The following is a 16,283-nucleotide window of genomic DNA, read 5'->3' as shown; positions in this document are numbered from 1 at the left end:
CAGCATAAGGGATTCGAAACGGAATAAAAGGGCGGAAGCTTCGCGGGTTTCCGCCGCGTCACCCGGCCGCCGACAGCGCCAGACCGCCCAGTGCGGCGGCCCCTAGAACCGGGATCAGCGGCCAGTGCCGCCGGAGCAGGAGAGTGCCCGCGACCAGCGCGACAAGCGCCGGTTTCCACTGGAACGTGGCTAGGTCGGGCACTGGCAGCGGAAGGTCCGATCCGGGCAGCGCCCCGAGCCGCGCGAAGAAGAGATGGAGCGCGAACCAAAGAGCGAGATTGGCGATGATGCCGACCACCGCTGCGCTGACGCCGGACAGCGCGGCGGCGAGGCGCGGGCGCGACGCGATCCATTCGATGTAGGGCGCGAAGGCGAAGACCCAGAGGAAGCAGGGCACGAACGTGACCCAGAGCGCCAGGCCAGCGGCGGCGATCGCCATGACCGGACCCGATACGGAATGGCCGGCGAGGAAGGCCACGAACTCGGTGACGAGGATCAGCGGACCCGGCGTCGTCTCGGCCAGCCCCAGCGCGTCCATCATCGCCGCGGTGGTCAGCCAGCCATGGTCCTGCACCACGGTTTGGGTCATGTAGGCAAGGACCGCGTAGGCGCCGCCGAACGTCACGACAGCGAGTTTCGAGAAGAAAAGCCCGATCTCGACGAGGAATCCTTGCCCGACGAGCGCGAGTGCGGCCACCGGCGCCCACCAGAGGCCGAGCCCCGCTGCGAGCGTCGCACCGAGCCCCGGATGCGCAGGTAGCGGCGTCGGATCGGTATCCCGCTCGGCAAGGAAGGCCGCGCCGATCGCCGCCGCCGCGAGGATGATGAGCGGGAAGGGTACTCCGAGGGCGAAGATCGCGACGAAGGCGCCGACCGCGATGGCTTGCTCGGTTCGCCCCTTGAACGCGCGCCGCGCCACGCGCAGCAGCGCCTCGATCACGATGACGACGACCGCCGCCTTCACGCCCAGGAACAGTGCCGCGACCAGCGGCACTTGGCCGAACGCTGCATAAAGCGCGGCAAGGCAGAGGATCACGATCGCCCCCGGCAGGACAAAGAGCCCACCGGCGATTAGACCGCCCCGGATGCCGTCGAGCTTCCAGCCGGCGTAGGTCGCAAGCTGCATCGCCTCCGGTCCGGGCAGGAGCATGCAGAACGACAGGGCGCGGAGGTATTCGCGCTCGCTCAGCCAGCCTCGCAGGTCGACCAACTCGCGATGCATGAGTGCGATCTGCGCCGCCGGGCCCCCGAAGGACAGGACGCCGATGCGGCCGAAGACGCGCCAGAGCGGCTCCTCGTTTTTCATGACTTGCGCCCCGCCGGCCAGTCGTGGCCCTCGTCGAAGCCGTCCCGGGCCCAGCGATAGAGCGCGTCGTAGACGACCATGCCGGCCTCAAGCTGCGAGAGGTCATCCTTGAACTGGCGCGACAGTCCGACCGAAACCGCCAGAAGTCCGGCCGCCTGCGGCGCGAGGTCGTGGCGGTCCGTGTCCGCGCCGCGAACCACGGTGGCGAGCCGGTCGAGCGCCTCGGTATGCAGCGCGAAGTCGTCGAGGAAGGCGTCGAAGCTACATTTTTCACCGCGATGCGAGAAGGTTACGCCCTCGATGTCATAGGGTGTGGCGCCGAACTTCTCGGCGACGGCCTCGACCTCGGCGGGGGTGACGAAGAGGAACCGTGCGCTTGCGTCCACGAAGCGGCGGATGAGCCAGGGGCATGCGATGCGGTCGATCTTTGGCCGGTGCCGCGTGACCCAGAGATTGGAGGTGGGCAGCACGGCCGCGGGGATCATCGGCAGGCCGTCGGCCACCCAGCCGAGCGCGCCGCCTTCGAGGTTCTCGGCCTCGACGCCGTGGCAGCGCAGCAGCGCGGCGGCACCTTCGGAAAGCTTCTTCCCTTTTTGGCAGATCACCACCGCCCGCCGTCCCACGAGGTCGGGAATAAGCGTTTCGATCCGGTCATGGGCGTGGCGGAACGCGCCGGGGATCAGCCGGGGATCGGCGGCGAAATCCGGCTCGATCTGAATGTCGATGAGGACGGGGCAGTCGGTCGTGCCGACGAGGCGGAAGAGTTGCTGGGCGGAAATCGAGGCGAAACCGGGCATGGGGCATCCTTTCGTTGGCATGTGAAGGATGCGACGCTTGGGCCGTGGCCTCACGGGGCGCGGTCGCAGGCCCCATGCGCAAAAAGGTGGCATCCAACGGCCCGCGCGTCAAGCCTCAGCCGAGCGGCTTCGACACTTCGCGCAGAATCTTGGCGCGGATCGCGCGGGGGTAGTCGCCGAGCCCCCGCGCCGTCATGACGAAGCCGTTCCGCGTGATGACGAAGCGCCGGTAGAACTCCGTGATCGGGCTTGCACGGCCCATATCCTCGATTGCGATCGCGTTGATCTCGATCCCCGCCAGCGCCGCGCCTCCGCGTTCAGGGGCAAGGGGCCCGCCCGCGTTCTGCGGACCGTCGCCCGAGATGTCGATGACCTTGCGGCGGCAATCCTGGACCGATCCGAACTGCCTGGCCGAAAAGCCGATCGCTTCGCCCACGGCGGTGTCCGATCCGGTATAGGCGCGGGGCAGGGCGCGGGCGCGCCGGGCGAAATCGGCGACCTCGCCGGCGCTCAGCATGCGCCGCCATGGTATCGAGACCGTCTGGCGTCCCGTACCGGACCACTGCACGACAGACAGCGCGACCTGGCCGAGGAGGAGCGCATCGGCGAGCTCGGGGTCCAAGAGCGCGTCGGCCAGCCCGTCGACTTGAAGCCGGTACTCGCCCCGGTCGATGGAACCGGAGACGTCGATGGTCAGGAGAAGCGCGACATCACAGGTCCGCGCCATCGACGGCCCAAGGCCGGCGAGCGCCACTAGGCCGGCAAGGATCAAGCGCGCGTGCGTCACCGCGCGATCATGGCAAGCGGCCGGCGCACCGGCAAGTCCCGTCGTTCAGGCCAATGGCGCGGCTCAGCCGAGTCGCTCGCCCGACAGGAGCAGAAGAAAGGCATCCTTGGGCAGCAGTCCCGTCTGCTCGAAAAATGTAATGAAGTCGAAACTGTTGTAAGCCTCGGCGATGCGACTCCCTTCGAACCTCAGCATGACTTGTCCCGTGGCTTTGATGGGGTCGACGCCGCGGGCGGTACGGGCGTGCACCGTGATCTGCGCCCAGAGCCAGTCGCCAGCCTCGACGCTGCGGTCGATCCCAATATCGAGGTTGCGGACGAGGGCGCGGAGCGCGGGGACGAGCGCGCGGAAATCCTCCGCGCTGACCTGGCCGTCCGACAGGATCCCGTTGGCACCGCAGCGCGGGGCGAAGTAGTCGTCGATCGCGTCGAGATCGGCCTCGATCCAGACGCGCCGGTACCAGTCGTACAGAAGGTCGAGCTTGGTCATGGCATCATACGGTCCCGGATGTGATCGTCTTTGCGGAGCCGATCCTAGGTCACAGGCCTTGACGAAGCATGAAGGGAGAAGTGCAGGCTTCTGTTGCCAGGTGCCTGCGAACCCCGCCTTACGCTGCTAGGCGCAAGGGCTTAGATTTCGGTTACCCGAACTGCTTACGCAGCCAGAGCGACCGGAGCACGGTTGTTATTGGCAACTGTACTTTGCGGACCGATAACGGTGGTACCTCACCGGGACAAAGCAAACCCCTTTAGACGTTCGTCGATCCTATTTCGGCCCCATGACCCGCCAATAACGGGGCGTTGGTGGAGCCGCCGGGTACCGCCCCCGGGTCCGATCCGCTTATTGCGAGCGCGTTTATGTCCATAGTTCGGGTTGCCCCGGACAGAACCAATATAGGGGCGGCTGGACGGCACGGCAAGAGTCTGAGATGGGGCGCACTTCGAGCGTCAAATGATTGGCAATCTATTGAAACAAAAAAGATTGTCACAGCATGTTCATACCCTCCTGGCGGCTCTCAAGAGGGTGCGGAGAAGCATCGCATCGCCTCGAAAGAGGCGCGCGTGCCCGAGACGACCAGGCGTGGGAGTTCCTGTTCCTCAACCAGCTATCTCGCAATGGGTGGTGCCATGTTGAGTCTGCCGACGCCCGGCCCAGCGTTTGCGCCGGTTCGTCAGTGTGGAAGCCGCGGCGCAATTGCTGCCGCTCATGCGGGAGACGATCCTCAGGGTGCCGCGTTCGGAAACGCGGTGGACGCAGGTGAAAGATCTCCCTGCGTCCGGCTCGCGCCGGCCGGGGAGCTCGGTCCTGTCGGCGAATTTACTCTTCTCCGCGACTCCGCTAGCACTTCTGCAAGCAGCGAACGGGGGAAAAATGACCAGGTTCGATCCGGCATTCGTGCGCGCGCAGTTTCCCGCCTTTTCGGTGCCGGAACTGGCCGACAAGGCGTTCTTTGAGAATGCGGGCGGCTCTTACGCCTGCGGACAGGTCATCGACCGGCTGATCCGCTTCTACCGCGAACGCAAGGTGCAACCCTACGGCCCCTACGCCGCCTCGGCCTCGGGCGGCGAGGAGATGGACGAGGCGCGTGCGCGCCTTGCCCCGATGATGGGGATCAAGACGCATGAGCTCAGCTTCGGCCCCTCGACGACGCAGAACACCTACGTGCTCGCCCAGGCCTTCCGACGGCACCTGAAGTCCGGCGAGGCGATCGTCGTCACCGATCAGGACCACGAGGCGAATTCCGGGCCCTGGCGGCGGCTCGGCGAGGAGGGGGTCGAGATCCGTGAATGGCGGATCGACGCGGAGACCGGGCATCTCGACCCGGGCGCGCTTTCGCCGCTCCTGTCGGACGGACGGGTCCGGCTCGTCTGCTTCCCGCATTGCTCGAACGTGATCGCCGAGATCAATCCCGTCGCCGAGATCACGGGCTTGGCGCATGAGGCGGGCGCAGCCACCTGCGTGGATGGCGTGAGCTACGCGCCGCATGGCATTCCGAACGTCGCGGAGCTCGGCGCCGACATCTACCTGTTCTCGGCCTACAAAGTCTACGGGCCGCATCAGGGGATCATGGCGATCCGCGAGACGCTCGGGATGGCGCTGCCCAATCAGGGGCATTTCTTCAACGGGGAGACGCTATACAAGCGCTTCACGCCGGCCGGCCCCGACCACGCGCAGGTGGCGGCGTCAGCGGGGATCGCGGATTATTTCGACGCGCTTCACGCGCATCATTTCGCGCCCGAATCCGACGCGGGGAAACGAGCAATGGCTGTGCATGCGCTCATGCGCGCGCACGAAGTGGGTATCTGCCAGCCGCTTCTCGACTATCTTGCGGCGCGGAATGACCTCCGGCTAGTCGGCCCGCGCGACGCGAACCGGCGGGCACCGACGGTCTCGGTCGCGCTCGACCGCCCGGCAGAGCCGGTCTCGGAAGCGCTGGCCGACTACGGGATCAACTGCTGGGCCGGTGATTTCTACGCGGTCAGGCCGCTCAGGGCGTTGGGAATAGAACCGGAGGCGGGGGTTCTGCGTTTGTCCATGGTGCACTACACGAGTGCCGACGATGTCGCGCGGCTGATTGCGGCGCTCGACGAGGTTCTCTGACCACCAGAGGCTCGGCGCTTGCAGGTCTGACGCAGAAGGAGACGACACGATGCAGGACGCCCCAGTCATCATCTGGTTCCGCCGCGACCTGAGGCTCGGCGACCATGCCGCGCTTTCGGCGGCGGCTGCGACAAGACGGCCGGTGATCCCGGTCTTTCTCCACGACGAAACGGTGGAGGCGCTCGGCGCGGCCGCGAAGTGGCGGTTGGGCACGGGACTGCGGTTGTTCGCGGAGGCGCTGGCCAAGCGCGGTTCGCGGCTTGTCCTGCGGCGGGGCCGCGCGCTCGATCTCCTCAAGGCGCTGGTGGGGGAGACCGGGGCGGGGGCGGTCTACTGGAGCCGCGTCTACGATCCGGCGGGTATCACGCGGGACAAGGAGGTGAAGGCGGCCCTCACGGCTGGCGGGATCGAGGCGAAGAGCTTTCCGGGCGCAGTACTCTTCGAGCCATGGACGGTCGAGACCCAAAGCGGCGGGCCCTATTCCGTGTATTCGCCCTTCTGGCGCAATATTCGCGGCCGCGATCCCGGCCCGGCTCTCGACTCGCCGAATAACATCAAGATTCCGTCGCAATGGCCTGAATCCGAAGACCTTTCGGACTGGGGTATGGGTGAAGCCATGAATCGGGGCGCCGCTGTCGCGGCCGGCCATGCGGTCGTGGGCGAAGGGGCGGCCCAGGCGCGGCTCGAGCGCTTCGTCGAGGAGCGCATGACGGACTACCGGGAGGCCCGCGATATCCCCGCCCGCGACGCGACTTCGGGCCTTTCGGAAAACCTCGCCTGGGGCGAAATCTCGGCGCGCAGCATCTGGCAGCGGGCAATCCGGGCTCGCGAGGAAGGCAATACCGGCGCGGACAAGTTCCTGTCGGAGCTCGGCTGGCGCGACTTCGCCTGTCATCTCATGTATCACCACCCGAAGCTCGCGGACGAGAACTGGCGCGACGGCTGGGACAGCTTTCCGTGGCGCGAAGACAACGACGACGCCGAACGCTGGCGGCGCGGCATGACGGGCGAGCCTTTCGTCGATGCCGCGATGCGCGAGATGTATGTCACGGGTCGGATGCACAACCGCGCGCGGATGATTGCGGCATCCTACCTCACGAAGCATCTGATGACGCATTGGCACGTCGGGCTTCGCTGGTTCGCCGAGTGTCTGACTGACTGGGACCCGGCCTCGAACGCCATGGGCTGGCAATGGGTCGCAGGTTCCGGCCCGGATGCGGCGCCTTATTTCCGCATCTTCAATCCCGACACGCAGGCCAAGAAGTTCGACCCTCGGGAGGATTATCGCCGCGCCTTCATCGCCGAAGGGCAGGCGGACCCGCCCGACACAGCGCTGAGCTATTTCGATGCGATCCCGCGAAGCTGGGGGCTGAGCGCCGATCAGAATTATCCTGAGCCGATCGTGGATCTGGCCGAAGGTCGCGCGCGCGCCCTTGACACCTACGAGCGCCAAAGCTCGAACGGCGGATAAGTCGTTGTCACGGGGTCGGGCATAGAGGGGGGCGTCTGTCAATCGTCGCTCGACGCTATGGCCTGTTGATTCCCCGGCACGTGCGCAAATCAAGGCGATTGTCGCCGAGGAGGCAACGGTTTCGGCGCGCCGTCGTTGATGTCTTTGCTGAGGCGTTGTTCGGCGCTGCGCGCGCGAACGTCGGCCTTGACCTGCGGTTTCCGGATGACAGGGAAGATCGCCGCTTTCGCTGCGGTCCGGCACTGCGCTGAGGAGTTGGTCAGTGAACGAGAATGCCGGGCCGGCTTTCCCGGCGAATGTATCTCAGTTGGCCTTCTTCGGGCCTGTGAGTGGTCTTGCAGAAGTGTTCCTCATTGACGGTACATGTGGATTACATTGTAAGGCATTGAGTTAAAACATTAAAGTGTCCTGCAGCATGATGTCTTCCCCGCGAGCTTCGTGGATTCGGGCGAACTTCGGCGCGCTTGGCTTTGATGCGAAAGAGTGTTCGCGCGCAACTTGAGCACCGGCCAACTGCAGCGGCAGCGGGAGGACAGCCGCGGCGACCTTAGCGACGAAATCGCAACGATGGGATTCGATCTGGCGTCCATCAGGCCGGGAAATTCCGCTTGCCTCTTGCGCCAAGGCCGTTCAGCGCGGAAACTGCGACGTAACAAATAACAATTGTGACGAGGCCAGCAGTCTAGATGCCCACCGCAGCCAAGCTATTCGCCGCCTTCGCGTTCGCGGTGCTGGCATTCTTCGCGGCCGAGATATTCAAGCCCCATATGCCAGAGGGGACGCAGTTCGGCTATTTCTCGTTCGTCTCGGCGCTGATCGGGCTCGTCGCGGGCTGGCGCGTGATGGGGCCGGAAGCGGGGCGCGGCAACTGGCAGGCAGTCAATACAGGCGTCAAGACGTCGGCCGTGATGGTCGGGCTCGCGCTGCTGATCTTCTCGACCTACGAAATGTTGCTGCTCGCATTCAGGCCGGCCTACAAGGGTCCGATGGAGGCGGTCGTCGGCATCTTCGACATTGGCGTGGAGTTCTTCCGCACGATGCTGGCCTGGGACGTGCTTGTTGTTCTCATCATCGGCGGCGCGTTGGCCGGGCTTCTGTCGGAATGGGCCGCGCGGCGCTGGCGGTGAGCGGCTTCTTCTTTTACGGCACGCTGTGTCACGCTCCGCTGCGGCGCGTGGTGCTGGGCCGCGACGCCAAGCTCTTTGCGGCGCGGCTGCCGGGTTTTGCCGTCAGCTGGGCCGAGGGGCGGGCCCACGCTCTCGTCCAGCCCGAGAATGGCGCGACCGCTGAGGGCGGGCTTCTAGCCGATGCTACCGAGGGCGAGGCGGCGCTGCTTGAGTATTACGGCGCAGTGATCGGCCACGAGCCGCACGAGGTCACGGTCGAGACTGAGGCGGGACCGGTCACGGCGGTTGCGTGGTTTCCGTCGCGTGAGCGATGGCAGGCCGGACCGGCTTGGCGGCTCGCGGACTGGGCGGGGCGGTTCGGCGCGGTGGTGACGGCGACCGCCGAGGAAGTGATGCGCGGCTTTGGGGCGCGCGATCCGGGCGGGATGGCACTACGCTATCCGATGATGCTGATACGGGGCGGTGCGCGCGTGCGGGCGAGGGCCGGAACCGGTGCAGGGGGTTCGGTCCTGCGTCGCCACGCGTCGCCGGGCGACGTCGTCACGAGCCGCGTAGAGGAGGTCTATTCAAACTACTTCGCGGTCGAGGAATTCGACCTCAGGTTTCGCCGCTTCGACGGCGAGATGAGCCCCGAGGTTGACCGCGCTGTCTTCATCTCGGGCGATGCCGCGGTCGTCCTGCCCTATGATCCGGTCCGTGACCGAGTGCTTCTTATCGAGCAGTTCCGCATGGGCGCCTATGCGCGCGGCGACAGCCAGCCCTGGCTTTTGGAGGCGGTCGCCGGCCGCGTCGATGGCGGCGAGACGCCCGAGGAGGCGGCGGTCCGCGAGGCGCGCGAGGAGGCGGGGCTGGAGCTTCAAGCGTTGATTCCAGCCCGGCACTACTACCCTTCGCCCGCCGCGAAGGGCGAGTATCTCTACTCCTATGTCGGCATCGCCGATCTGCCCGACGCCGCCGCCGGGCTCGGGGGGCTTCCGTCCGAGACCGAGGACATCCGCGCCCATGTCGTGACCTTCGAGCGCTTTCAGCAGCTTGTCGAAAGCGGTGAGGCGAATACCGCACCGCTGGTGATCCTGGCCGAGTGGCTGGCGCGGAACCGGCCACGTCTGCGCGCGGATGCCAAGGCGCGGGAGGTTGCGCCCCGGGGGGCTTGAGGTCCGCCACGCCGCGCCCTAGGAAGGTGGCAGGCGACAGGAGGGCACCCCCCATGCGGATATACAGCGATCTGGCAGATGCGGTGGGCAAGACACCTCTGATACGGCTGAAGAAGGCCAGCGAGATCACGGGCTGCGAGATCCTCGGCAAGGCCGAATTTCTCAATCCCGGTCAATCGGTAAAGGACCGCGCCGCGCTTTACATCATCCGCGACGCCGTCGCGAAGGGTCACCTTAGCCCGGGCGGCACGATTGTCGAGGGCACGGCGGGCAATACCGGGATCGGGTTGGCGCTTGTCGGTGCCTCGATGGGATTCCGCACGGTGATCGTGATCCCGGAGACGCAGAGCCAAGAGAAGAAGGACATGATCCGGCTTGCCGGAGCCGAGCTCGTCCAGGTTCCCGCTGCGCCCTACAAGAATCCGAATAACTACGTGCGCTATTCCGGACGGCTTGCCGCGAAGCTCGCCGAGACTGAACCCAACGGCGCGATCTGGGCCAACCAGTTCGACAATGTCGCGAACCGCCAGGCCCACGTCGAGACGACGGCGCCCGAGATCTGGGAACAGACCGGCGGCAAGGTAGACGGCTTCATATGCGCCACGGGCACCGGCGGAACGCTGGCAGGCGTCGCCACCGCGCTCGGTCCAAAGGGCGTCAAGATGGGTCTTGCCGATCCATATGGCTCCGCGATCTACAACCACTTCGCCCGCGGCGAGCTTAAGGCCGAGGGCAGCTCAATCACAGAAGGTATCGGAAACGGTCGGATCACGAAGAACCTGGAAGGCTTCACGCCGGACATGGCCTACAACATCCCCGATGCCGAGGCTCTGCCGATCATCTTCGATCTATTGGCCGAGGAGGGGCTGTGCATGGGCGGCTCGACGGGCATCAATGTCGCGGGCGCGACCCGGATGGCGAAGGAGATGGGGCCAGGGCACACGATCGTCACGGTGCTGTGCGACTATGGCCAGCGCTACCAGTCGAAGCTTTTCAACCCGGATTTCCTACGCGCCAAGAGCCTGCCGGTGCCGGACTGGCTCGACCGCGCGCCGCGCGCGCTGCCGAGCGTCTTCGAGGACTGATGCGCGTGCTGAGCCGTCTTCTCCTTGCGCTCTGCTTGGTGCTCGGGGCGGCTGGAGGCGCGGTTATTGCGCCTCTTTCCGCCGTCGCGCAGCAGCGTGCGACTGCGCCTGACTACGCGAGTTGGAACAACGTCGCGGAGGAAGCCGAGGCGGCACTGGCTGCGGACCGTACGTCGAACGAGAAGCTCGAATCCCTGCGTGCCACCATCGTCGAATGGCGCGGCAGGTTCCTCAGCGCCCAGAGCGCGAACGCGGCGCAAATCGAGACCGTCAAGAACCAGATATCCGCGCTCGGGCCAGCCCCGACGGAGGAAAGCCCCGATGCGCCGGAGATCGCCGCCCGGCGCAAGGAATTGAACGATCAACTCGCGCGGCTTCAGGCACCGGGACTCGAAGCGGTCGAGGCCTACAGCCACGCCGACGGGCTGATCCGCCGGATTGACGCCAATATTCGCGCGCGGCAGGCTTCGGAGCTTCTGAGGCTGTCTCCGTCGCCGCTAAACCCGGTCAACTGGCCCGCGGGCGTCGCCGTCGCCACGCAGGGAACGAAAACACTCTGGTCAGAGACGCGCGAAGCCTGGCAGGACGACGCGCGTCGGGCCGAGTTCCGCAACAAGCTGCCGATCATTTTGCTGCTCCTCACCGTGGCCGCCGTGCTGATGTGGCGCGGCTCGGACGTCATCGAGCGGCTCACGCAGCGGCTCCAGACCGGTGCCTCGATCCGGGCGCGGCATGTCGCCGCTGGTCTCTTGTCGCTCGGACAGGTGATTGTGCCCGTCGGCGGCATGGTGTTGCTGGTGATCGCCATCGAGATTACCGGTATGGCGGGCACGCGCATGAGCGCGCTGATCCAGGTCCTGCCCATCGCGGCCTTCCTGTTTTTTGCAGCACGCTGGATCGGAAGCTGGCTCTTCCGATCCTCGGGCGCGGTGGTTCGGCTTACCGAACGGCCGGCCGAGGCGCGCTTTCACGTCTCCATGCTTGCGCTGATTCTCGCCCTCGAAGCCTTCCGCCACGCCTTTACCACCGAAGTCCGGCCGCCCCTGTCGCTGGCCGCGCAGGCTGTTTGGGCCGCCCCGGCAGTCTGTCTCGTCGCGATCTTCCTCTTCCGGCTTGGCCTTCTCTTGCGGCCCAAATCCGCCGGCGTGGGACAGGATCAGGCCGATTTCCGGCTGCGCATCCAAAAACTGATCGCGAATGCGGTTCTGGCCGTCGCCGTCGTTGCGCCCGCGCTTGCCCTCATCGGTTACGTCGCCGCCGCCAACGCCCTCATTTGGCCCACTGTCGGTTCGCTCGGGCTGATGGGGATCATCCTGCTTCTGCAGCGCTTCGGAACCGACATCTACCTTCTGGCGAGCCGGCGCGGCGAGGAGGGCCGCGACGCGCTCATCCCCGTCCTGATCGGTTTCGGGCTGACGACCCTGGCGCTGCCGCTCTTCGCCTTGGTCTGGGGCGCGCGGGTGACCGATCTGATCGAAATCTGGACCAGCTTCTCCGAAGGGATACCGCTGGGCGAGACCCGGCTGTCTCCGGGCGTGATCGTGACCTTCGCGCTGATCTTCGCGATCGGGTACGCTGTCACGCGGCTGTTCCAGGGGGCGCTGAAGTCGGTTGTGATGCCGCGCACCCAGCTCGACAAAGGCGTGCAGAACGCCGTCGTGTCGGGCATCGGCTATGTCGGTATCCTCCTCGCCGCCCTGATCGCGATCACCGGGGCGGGGATCGACTTGTCGTCGCTCGCCATCGTCGCCGGCGCATTGTCGGTCGGTATCGGTTTCGGCCTTCAGAACATCGTCCAGAACTTCGTCTCCGGCATCATCCTCCTGATCGAGCGGCCGATCTCGGAAGGCGACATGATCGAGGTCAACGGCCAGTTCGGGACCGTGAAGGGCATCTCGGTCCGGTCGACTTGGATCGAGACGTTCGACCGCACCGACGTGATCGTGCCGAATGCCGATCTCGTCTCGGGCGTGGTGACCAACCTCACGCGCGGGAACCTCACCGGGCGTCTGATCATCCCGGTCGGAGTGGCCTACGGCACGGATACCCGCAAGGTGCAAACGATCCTGACCGAGATCGCCGAAGCCCAGCCTTTGGTCATGGTCGATCCCGCGCCACGAGTGCATTTCGTGGCCTTCGGCGCCGACAGCCTGAACTTCGAGATCCGGACGATCCTGTCGGACGTGAACTTCAAGCTCGACGTGCAGACCGAGATCCTGCACGAGATCAACGAACGCTTCGCGGCCGAGGGTATCGAGATACCCTTTGCGCAGCGCGACCTTTGGATTCGAAACCCCGAGGCGCTTGGGGGCGAAGCCGCGCGCCCGCACGTTGAGAAGGAGACGCAGCCCCCCCCGGCGCCGCCCGCCGAGCCCGATCCGCGCTACATCCGCAACGATCCGCAAGACGACAACGGAGACGACTGATGAGAGAAGCCGATCTCTACCGCGCCGACCCCTATCTGACAGAGGCCACGGCGCGCGTCGCGGCGCTGACGGAAAACGGCGGAATCGTGCCCGATCGGAGCCTCTTCTATCCGCAGGGTGGCGGCCAGCCGGGCGACAGCGGCGAACTTCTGTGGGAGGGCGGACGCATTCCGATCGTCACCGCGGTCAAGGGCGCGGACGGGTCCGTCGTCCTTGTCCCGGCAGAGACCGCCGCGCTGCCGCCCGTGGGCGCCGAGCTTCGTCAGACGCTGGATTGGGAAAGGCGCTACCGGCACATGCGAATCCACACGGCCTTGCATCTCCTGTCGGTGGTGATCCCGCTGCCGGTCACCGGCGGCCAGATCGGGTCCGAGAAGGGCCGGCTCGATTTCGACATGCCGGAGCCGCCTGAGGACCCCGCCGCGCTCGAGGCGGAGTTGAACGCTCTCATCGCGCGCGCTCTGCCGGTCACGGAGGATTGGATCACCGACGAGGATCTCGCCGCCAATCCCGGCCTCGTCAAGACGATGTCGGTCGCTCCGCCGACGGGGCAGGGCAGGGTGCGGCTGATCCGGATCGGGGCGGGGAGCGATCAGGTCGACCTGCAGCCCTGCGGCGGCACCCACGTCGCCCGCACCGGCGAGATCGGCCGGGTCGCGATCGGCAAGATTGAGAAGAAGGGCAGGCAGAACCGGCGCGTGAGCCTTGTTCTCGTGGACTGAAGCACCGAATGGCAGCGTACGGCACTTCGCGCCGATCCCTCTTGCATCGGGTTCGCCTGAAACGCTAAGTAGCACCCCACGGAGAGGTGGCCGAGTGGTCGAAGGCGCACGCCTGGAAAGTGTGTAGGCGGGAAACCGTCTCGAGGGTTCGAATCCCTCTCTCTCCGCCAATTAGTACGTTTAATATTCTGATTTTAAATAATAAATTCATCTGAGTCTCGCCTCAAACCCTCATCTGGCCCCACATTTCGCCCCCATCGCGTTTTTTGTATTGACTGTCCACTTAACCTTCTTGGCTAACGAATGACATGATCCGATCCTCCTGAATGGGATGAATCGCAAACCACGCCTCAAGGGAATCCCCGCGATTCAGGTTTCACCCGAAACGCTTTAGTTGCGAGACTGTTTTGTCGCTGGCGGCCCAATCCTGCCATTCGCTCGGCGATTCGACGCTGCATTGCAGTTTCATCAAACCGGTCACTCGCCGCGTGTGCGAGATCAGCGCCAAGACGGAGTTCGGCAACGCGGGACGGAGCAGGCGTTCATTTCGCTTCGCCCAACACTCGCTTGCGCCATGGTGAATGTAATAGGTCCACGGTGAAATTGTTCCCAATATCATTGAAGCGCGCCGTCCGTCACGCCGCTCCCAAGGGGGAGTTGCTGGGCATCGCTCCACTGCCTGGGAGACTGCCCGTACATCCGTTTAAACTCCCGGCTGAACTGAGACGGGCTGACGTAACCCACATCCATGGCCGCTTCATTCACGGTCATGCCCCCGGCAATCTTCATCGCAGCGTTGTTGAGGCGCATGGATTTCACGAATTGAATGGGTGACATCGTCGTGGCCTGCTTGAACATTCGGTGAAACACGGCGCGGCTCATGCCCGCGCGCGTTGCCATACTGTCGATCGAGATTGGCGTGTTCAGATTGGAAGACACATGCGCGATGGACCGCGCGATCCCATTTCCGACGCCAAACGCCTGTCTCGCAAAGAAGCCTGCCTCTCCTTTCAGGATTGCATAGTAGAGCTCGCGCAGGCGCGTGTGCCCAAGGACAGCCGTATCCGTTTCGCTGTCGCCTAATTGCAGCAGCCGCAACAGCGCGTCCGAGAACGCCTCATCCCAACGCGCGAGCCTGATCCCTTGCGCACGCGGACCACCCTTATTTGATCGGATGGTGCCCCCGGCGCTGTCTATCTCCATGGCCAGTTCGGTCATCACGCGCTGATCCAGTGAAACATAAACGCCAAAGAGAGGGTTTTCCGGCGATGCGGCAGGTGTCCCTGCCTTCACCGGCATCGACATGGGGCAGCACATGTACCTGCTGCTGTCGTAGACATATCGCTCACCATCCAGCACAGCCTCCTTGGCCCCGCTCACAATGGCGATGACACTGGGTTCGTAGACCGCAGGGGCACAGTGAACCGGACTGGTCGCCCGGAAAAGCTTCACCCCCTTCACACCGGATTCCATCAGGCCGTCCTCACGGATCCGGCCCTCGAGGAGGTGCTTGATCTGTTCATTGCACATGTGACCAACCTAATGCCGTCATATCTGCCGGGACAACCACCATGATACAATTAGGCAAGTATTCGCGACGATATCGTCTGTTTTGGAACGGACGAGAGAGCTATCTACCCGTTCAAGATGAAAACCCATACCGAGCGGCTCCTCAGCCGTCGCTGGAAGGAGCATGAAGATGAAAGACAGCCAATTTGGACCCAAAGGCTGGACGCCCGAGCGCCTCGGCTCACTTGCAGGCAAGACCTACGTCATCACCGGCGCCAATGCCGGTGCGGGGTTCGAGGCATCGCGCATCCTTCTTTCAAAGGGCGCAAAGGTGGTGATGCTGAACCGCAGCCCGGAGAAGTCGACAGCCGCAGTCGAGACGCTGAAGAAGGAATTCGGCCCTGACGCCGACGTGAGCTTTGTCCGCATGGACCTCGCGGAGCTTGCGAGCGTGCGCGACGCGGCGGCAGAGGTGTTGAAGATGGTTCCACGCATCGACGCGCTGATCTGCAACGCGGCCATCGCGCAGGTGCCCATGCAGAAGTCCACCAAGGACGGCTTCGAAAGCCAGCTTGGCACCAACCACTACGGTCATTTCGTCCTGTGCGGCATGCTCTTCGACCGCATCGACGAGTCAAGGGGCCGTATCGTGGTCGTTGCAAGCCTTGGCTACAAGATGGGCTTGAGGACAATCCAGTTCGACGACATGAACTGGGACAAGAATTATCGCGCCAATCCCGCTTACAGCCAAAGCAAGCTGGCTCAAATGATGTTCGCCTACGAGCTGCAAGACCGGGTGAAAGCGGCAAACAAGAACGTCGAAGTCTATGTCTGCCATCCGGGGTCATCCGCAACGTCGCTCATCAAAACCAGCGGCAGCCTCACCTCAAGATTCGTGTTTTACATCATGACCCTGTCGCCCTTGGTTCAATCGGCGGAAAAGGGCGCCTATCCGGAAGTCATGTGCGCAACCGAGGGCGGCCTGGATCAGAAGGCTCTTTACGGTCCCACGGGCCGCATGGAGTGGGTCGGTCCTGTCGGTAAGGGCACGCTGGAACCCTTCGCTTTGGACAAGGCCGTAATGGAAAAGCTGTGGAGCCGGTCAGAGAAGGAAACGGGTTTCAGTTGGAGCGTTTGACTGAAAACTGATCCCGCCGCAACTCTACGGGCGGGCGCGCCTTGCTTGCCGCAGTTGAAATTGGCACGGAATGCAGCAGTCTACAGGTTGGGCTCGGGGCCCACCTTCTCCGCAGTCGTACGTTAGCGTGCTACCGTGAGCCGCCAACGTCGGGTTGGAG

13 protein-coding genes, 1 tRNA gene and 1 other RNA gene are annotated in these 16,283 nt (G+C 64.7%); 9 read left to right on the top strand and 6 right to left on the bottom strand.

Annotation, left to right across the window (positions count from 1 at the left end):
* Positions 1-58: 58 nt before the first annotated feature.
* The 5 genes from chrA to ssrA form a co-directional block, all read right to left on the bottom strand.
* Positions 59-1,306: a chromate efflux transporter gene (gene chrA / locus DEA8626_RS08990; protein ID WP_108852635.1), complete on the bottom strand. Its 1,248-nt coding sequence runs from the start codon at positions 1,304-1,306 to the stop codon at positions 59-61.
* A complete protein-coding gene (locus tag DEA8626_RS08985; RefSeq protein WP_108852634.1) occupies positions 1,303-2,103 on the bottom strand; it encodes a chromate resistance protein ChrB domain-containing protein in 801 nt (266 codons plus the stop codon). Before DEA8626_RS08985 ends, chrA begins: the two co-directional genes overlap by 4 nt.
* A gap of 115 nt (positions 2,104-2,218) precedes the next feature.
* The gene (locus DEA8626_RS08980; protein ID WP_108853394.1) at positions 2,219-2,830 is read right to left on the bottom strand and encodes a DUF1194 domain-containing protein; all 612 of its coding nucleotides are present in this window, start codon (positions 2,828-2,830) and stop codon (positions 2,219-2,221) included.
* 123 nt (positions 2,831-2,953) lie between these two features.
* Positions 2,954-3,379 (bottom strand): ester cyclase, encoded by a 426-nt coding sequence (locus DEA8626_RS08975; RefSeq protein ID WP_108852633.1) that lies wholly within the window; start codon positions 3,377-3,379, stop codon positions 2,954-2,956.
* A 79-nt stretch (positions 3,380-3,458) separates the two neighbouring features.
* Positions 3,459-3,813: a transfer-messenger RNA gene (gene ssrA, locus DEA8626_RS08970) on the bottom strand.
* 448 nt (positions 3,814-4,261) lie between these two features.
* On the opposite strand from ssrA, the gene DEA8626_RS08965 reads away from it, so the two are divergent.
* From DEA8626_RS08965 to DEA8626_RS08930, 8 genes are all read left to right on the top strand, one after another.
* Positions 4,262-5,491 carry an aminotransferase class V-fold PLP-dependent enzyme gene (locus DEA8626_RS08965; protein WP_108852632.1) on the top strand — a complete coding sequence of 410 codons (1,230 nt, stop codon included), beginning with the start codon at positions 4,262-4,264 and terminating at the stop codon, positions 5,489-5,491.
* 49 nt (positions 5,492-5,540) lie between these two features.
* Entirely contained in the window at positions 5,541-6,962 is a 1,422-nt protein-coding gene (locus DEA8626_RS08960) for a cryptochrome/photolyase family protein (RefSeq protein WP_108852631.1), read from the top strand.
* A 686-nt stretch (positions 6,963-7,648) separates the two neighbouring features.
* Positions 7,649-8,089: a TrgA family protein gene (locus DEA8626_RS08955; RefSeq protein ID WP_108852630.1), complete on the top strand. Its 441-nt coding sequence runs from the start codon at positions 7,649-7,651 to the stop codon at positions 8,087-8,089.
* Positions 8,086-9,243: an NUDIX domain-containing protein gene (locus DEA8626_RS08950; protein WP_245890810.1), complete on the top strand. Its 1,158-nt coding sequence runs from the start codon at positions 8,086-8,088 to the stop codon at positions 9,241-9,243. Before DEA8626_RS08955 ends, DEA8626_RS08950 begins: the two co-directional genes overlap by 4 nt.
* A 53-nt stretch (positions 9,244-9,296) precedes the next feature.
* A complete protein-coding gene (locus DEA8626_RS08945; RefSeq protein WP_108852629.1) occupies positions 9,297-10,328 on the top strand; it encodes a cysteine synthase A in 1,032 nt (343 codons plus the stop codon).
* Complete coding sequence (locus DEA8626_RS08940; protein WP_108852628.1) at positions 10,328-12,754, top strand: DUF3772 domain-containing protein; 2,427 nt, start codon at positions 10,328-10,330, stop codon at positions 12,752-12,754. The genes DEA8626_RS08945 and DEA8626_RS08940 overlap by 1 nt, the downstream gene beginning before the upstream one ends.
* Positions 12,754-13,476, top strand: coding sequence for an alanyl-tRNA editing protein (locus tag DEA8626_RS08935; protein WP_108852627.1), 723 nt, complete (start codon positions 12,754-12,756; stop codon positions 13,474-13,476). Before DEA8626_RS08940 ends, DEA8626_RS08935 begins: the two co-directional genes overlap by 1 nt.
* 80 nt (positions 13,477-13,556) lie before the next feature.
* A tRNA-Ser gene (locus DEA8626_RS08930) sits at positions 13,557-13,646 on the top strand.
* Between the two features lie 445 nt (positions 13,647-14,091).
* Here DEA8626_RS08930 and DEA8626_RS08925 read toward each other — a convergent pair.
* Positions 14,092-15,006 carry an AraC family transcriptional regulator gene (locus DEA8626_RS08925; protein ID WP_108852626.1) on the bottom strand — a complete coding sequence of 305 codons (915 nt, stop codon included), beginning with the start codon at positions 15,004-15,006 and terminating at the stop codon, positions 14,092-14,094.
* 169 nt (positions 15,007-15,175) lie between these two features.
* Between DEA8626_RS08925 and DEA8626_RS08920 the strand changes: the two genes are divergently transcribed.
* On the top strand, positions 15,176-16,123 hold the full coding sequence (locus DEA8626_RS08920; protein ID WP_108853392.1) for an SDR family oxidoreductase: 948 nt from the start codon (positions 15,176-15,178) through the stop codon (positions 16,121-16,123).
* Positions 16,124-16,283: the final 160 nt, after the last annotated feature.

This window comes from Defluviimonas aquaemixtae (assembly GCF_900302475.1).
Lineage (GTDB): Bacteria > Pseudomonadota > Alphaproteobacteria > Rhodobacterales > Rhodobacteraceae > Albidovulum > Albidovulum aquaemixtae.
This window is presented reverse-complemented; position numbering and strand designations above follow the sequence as displayed.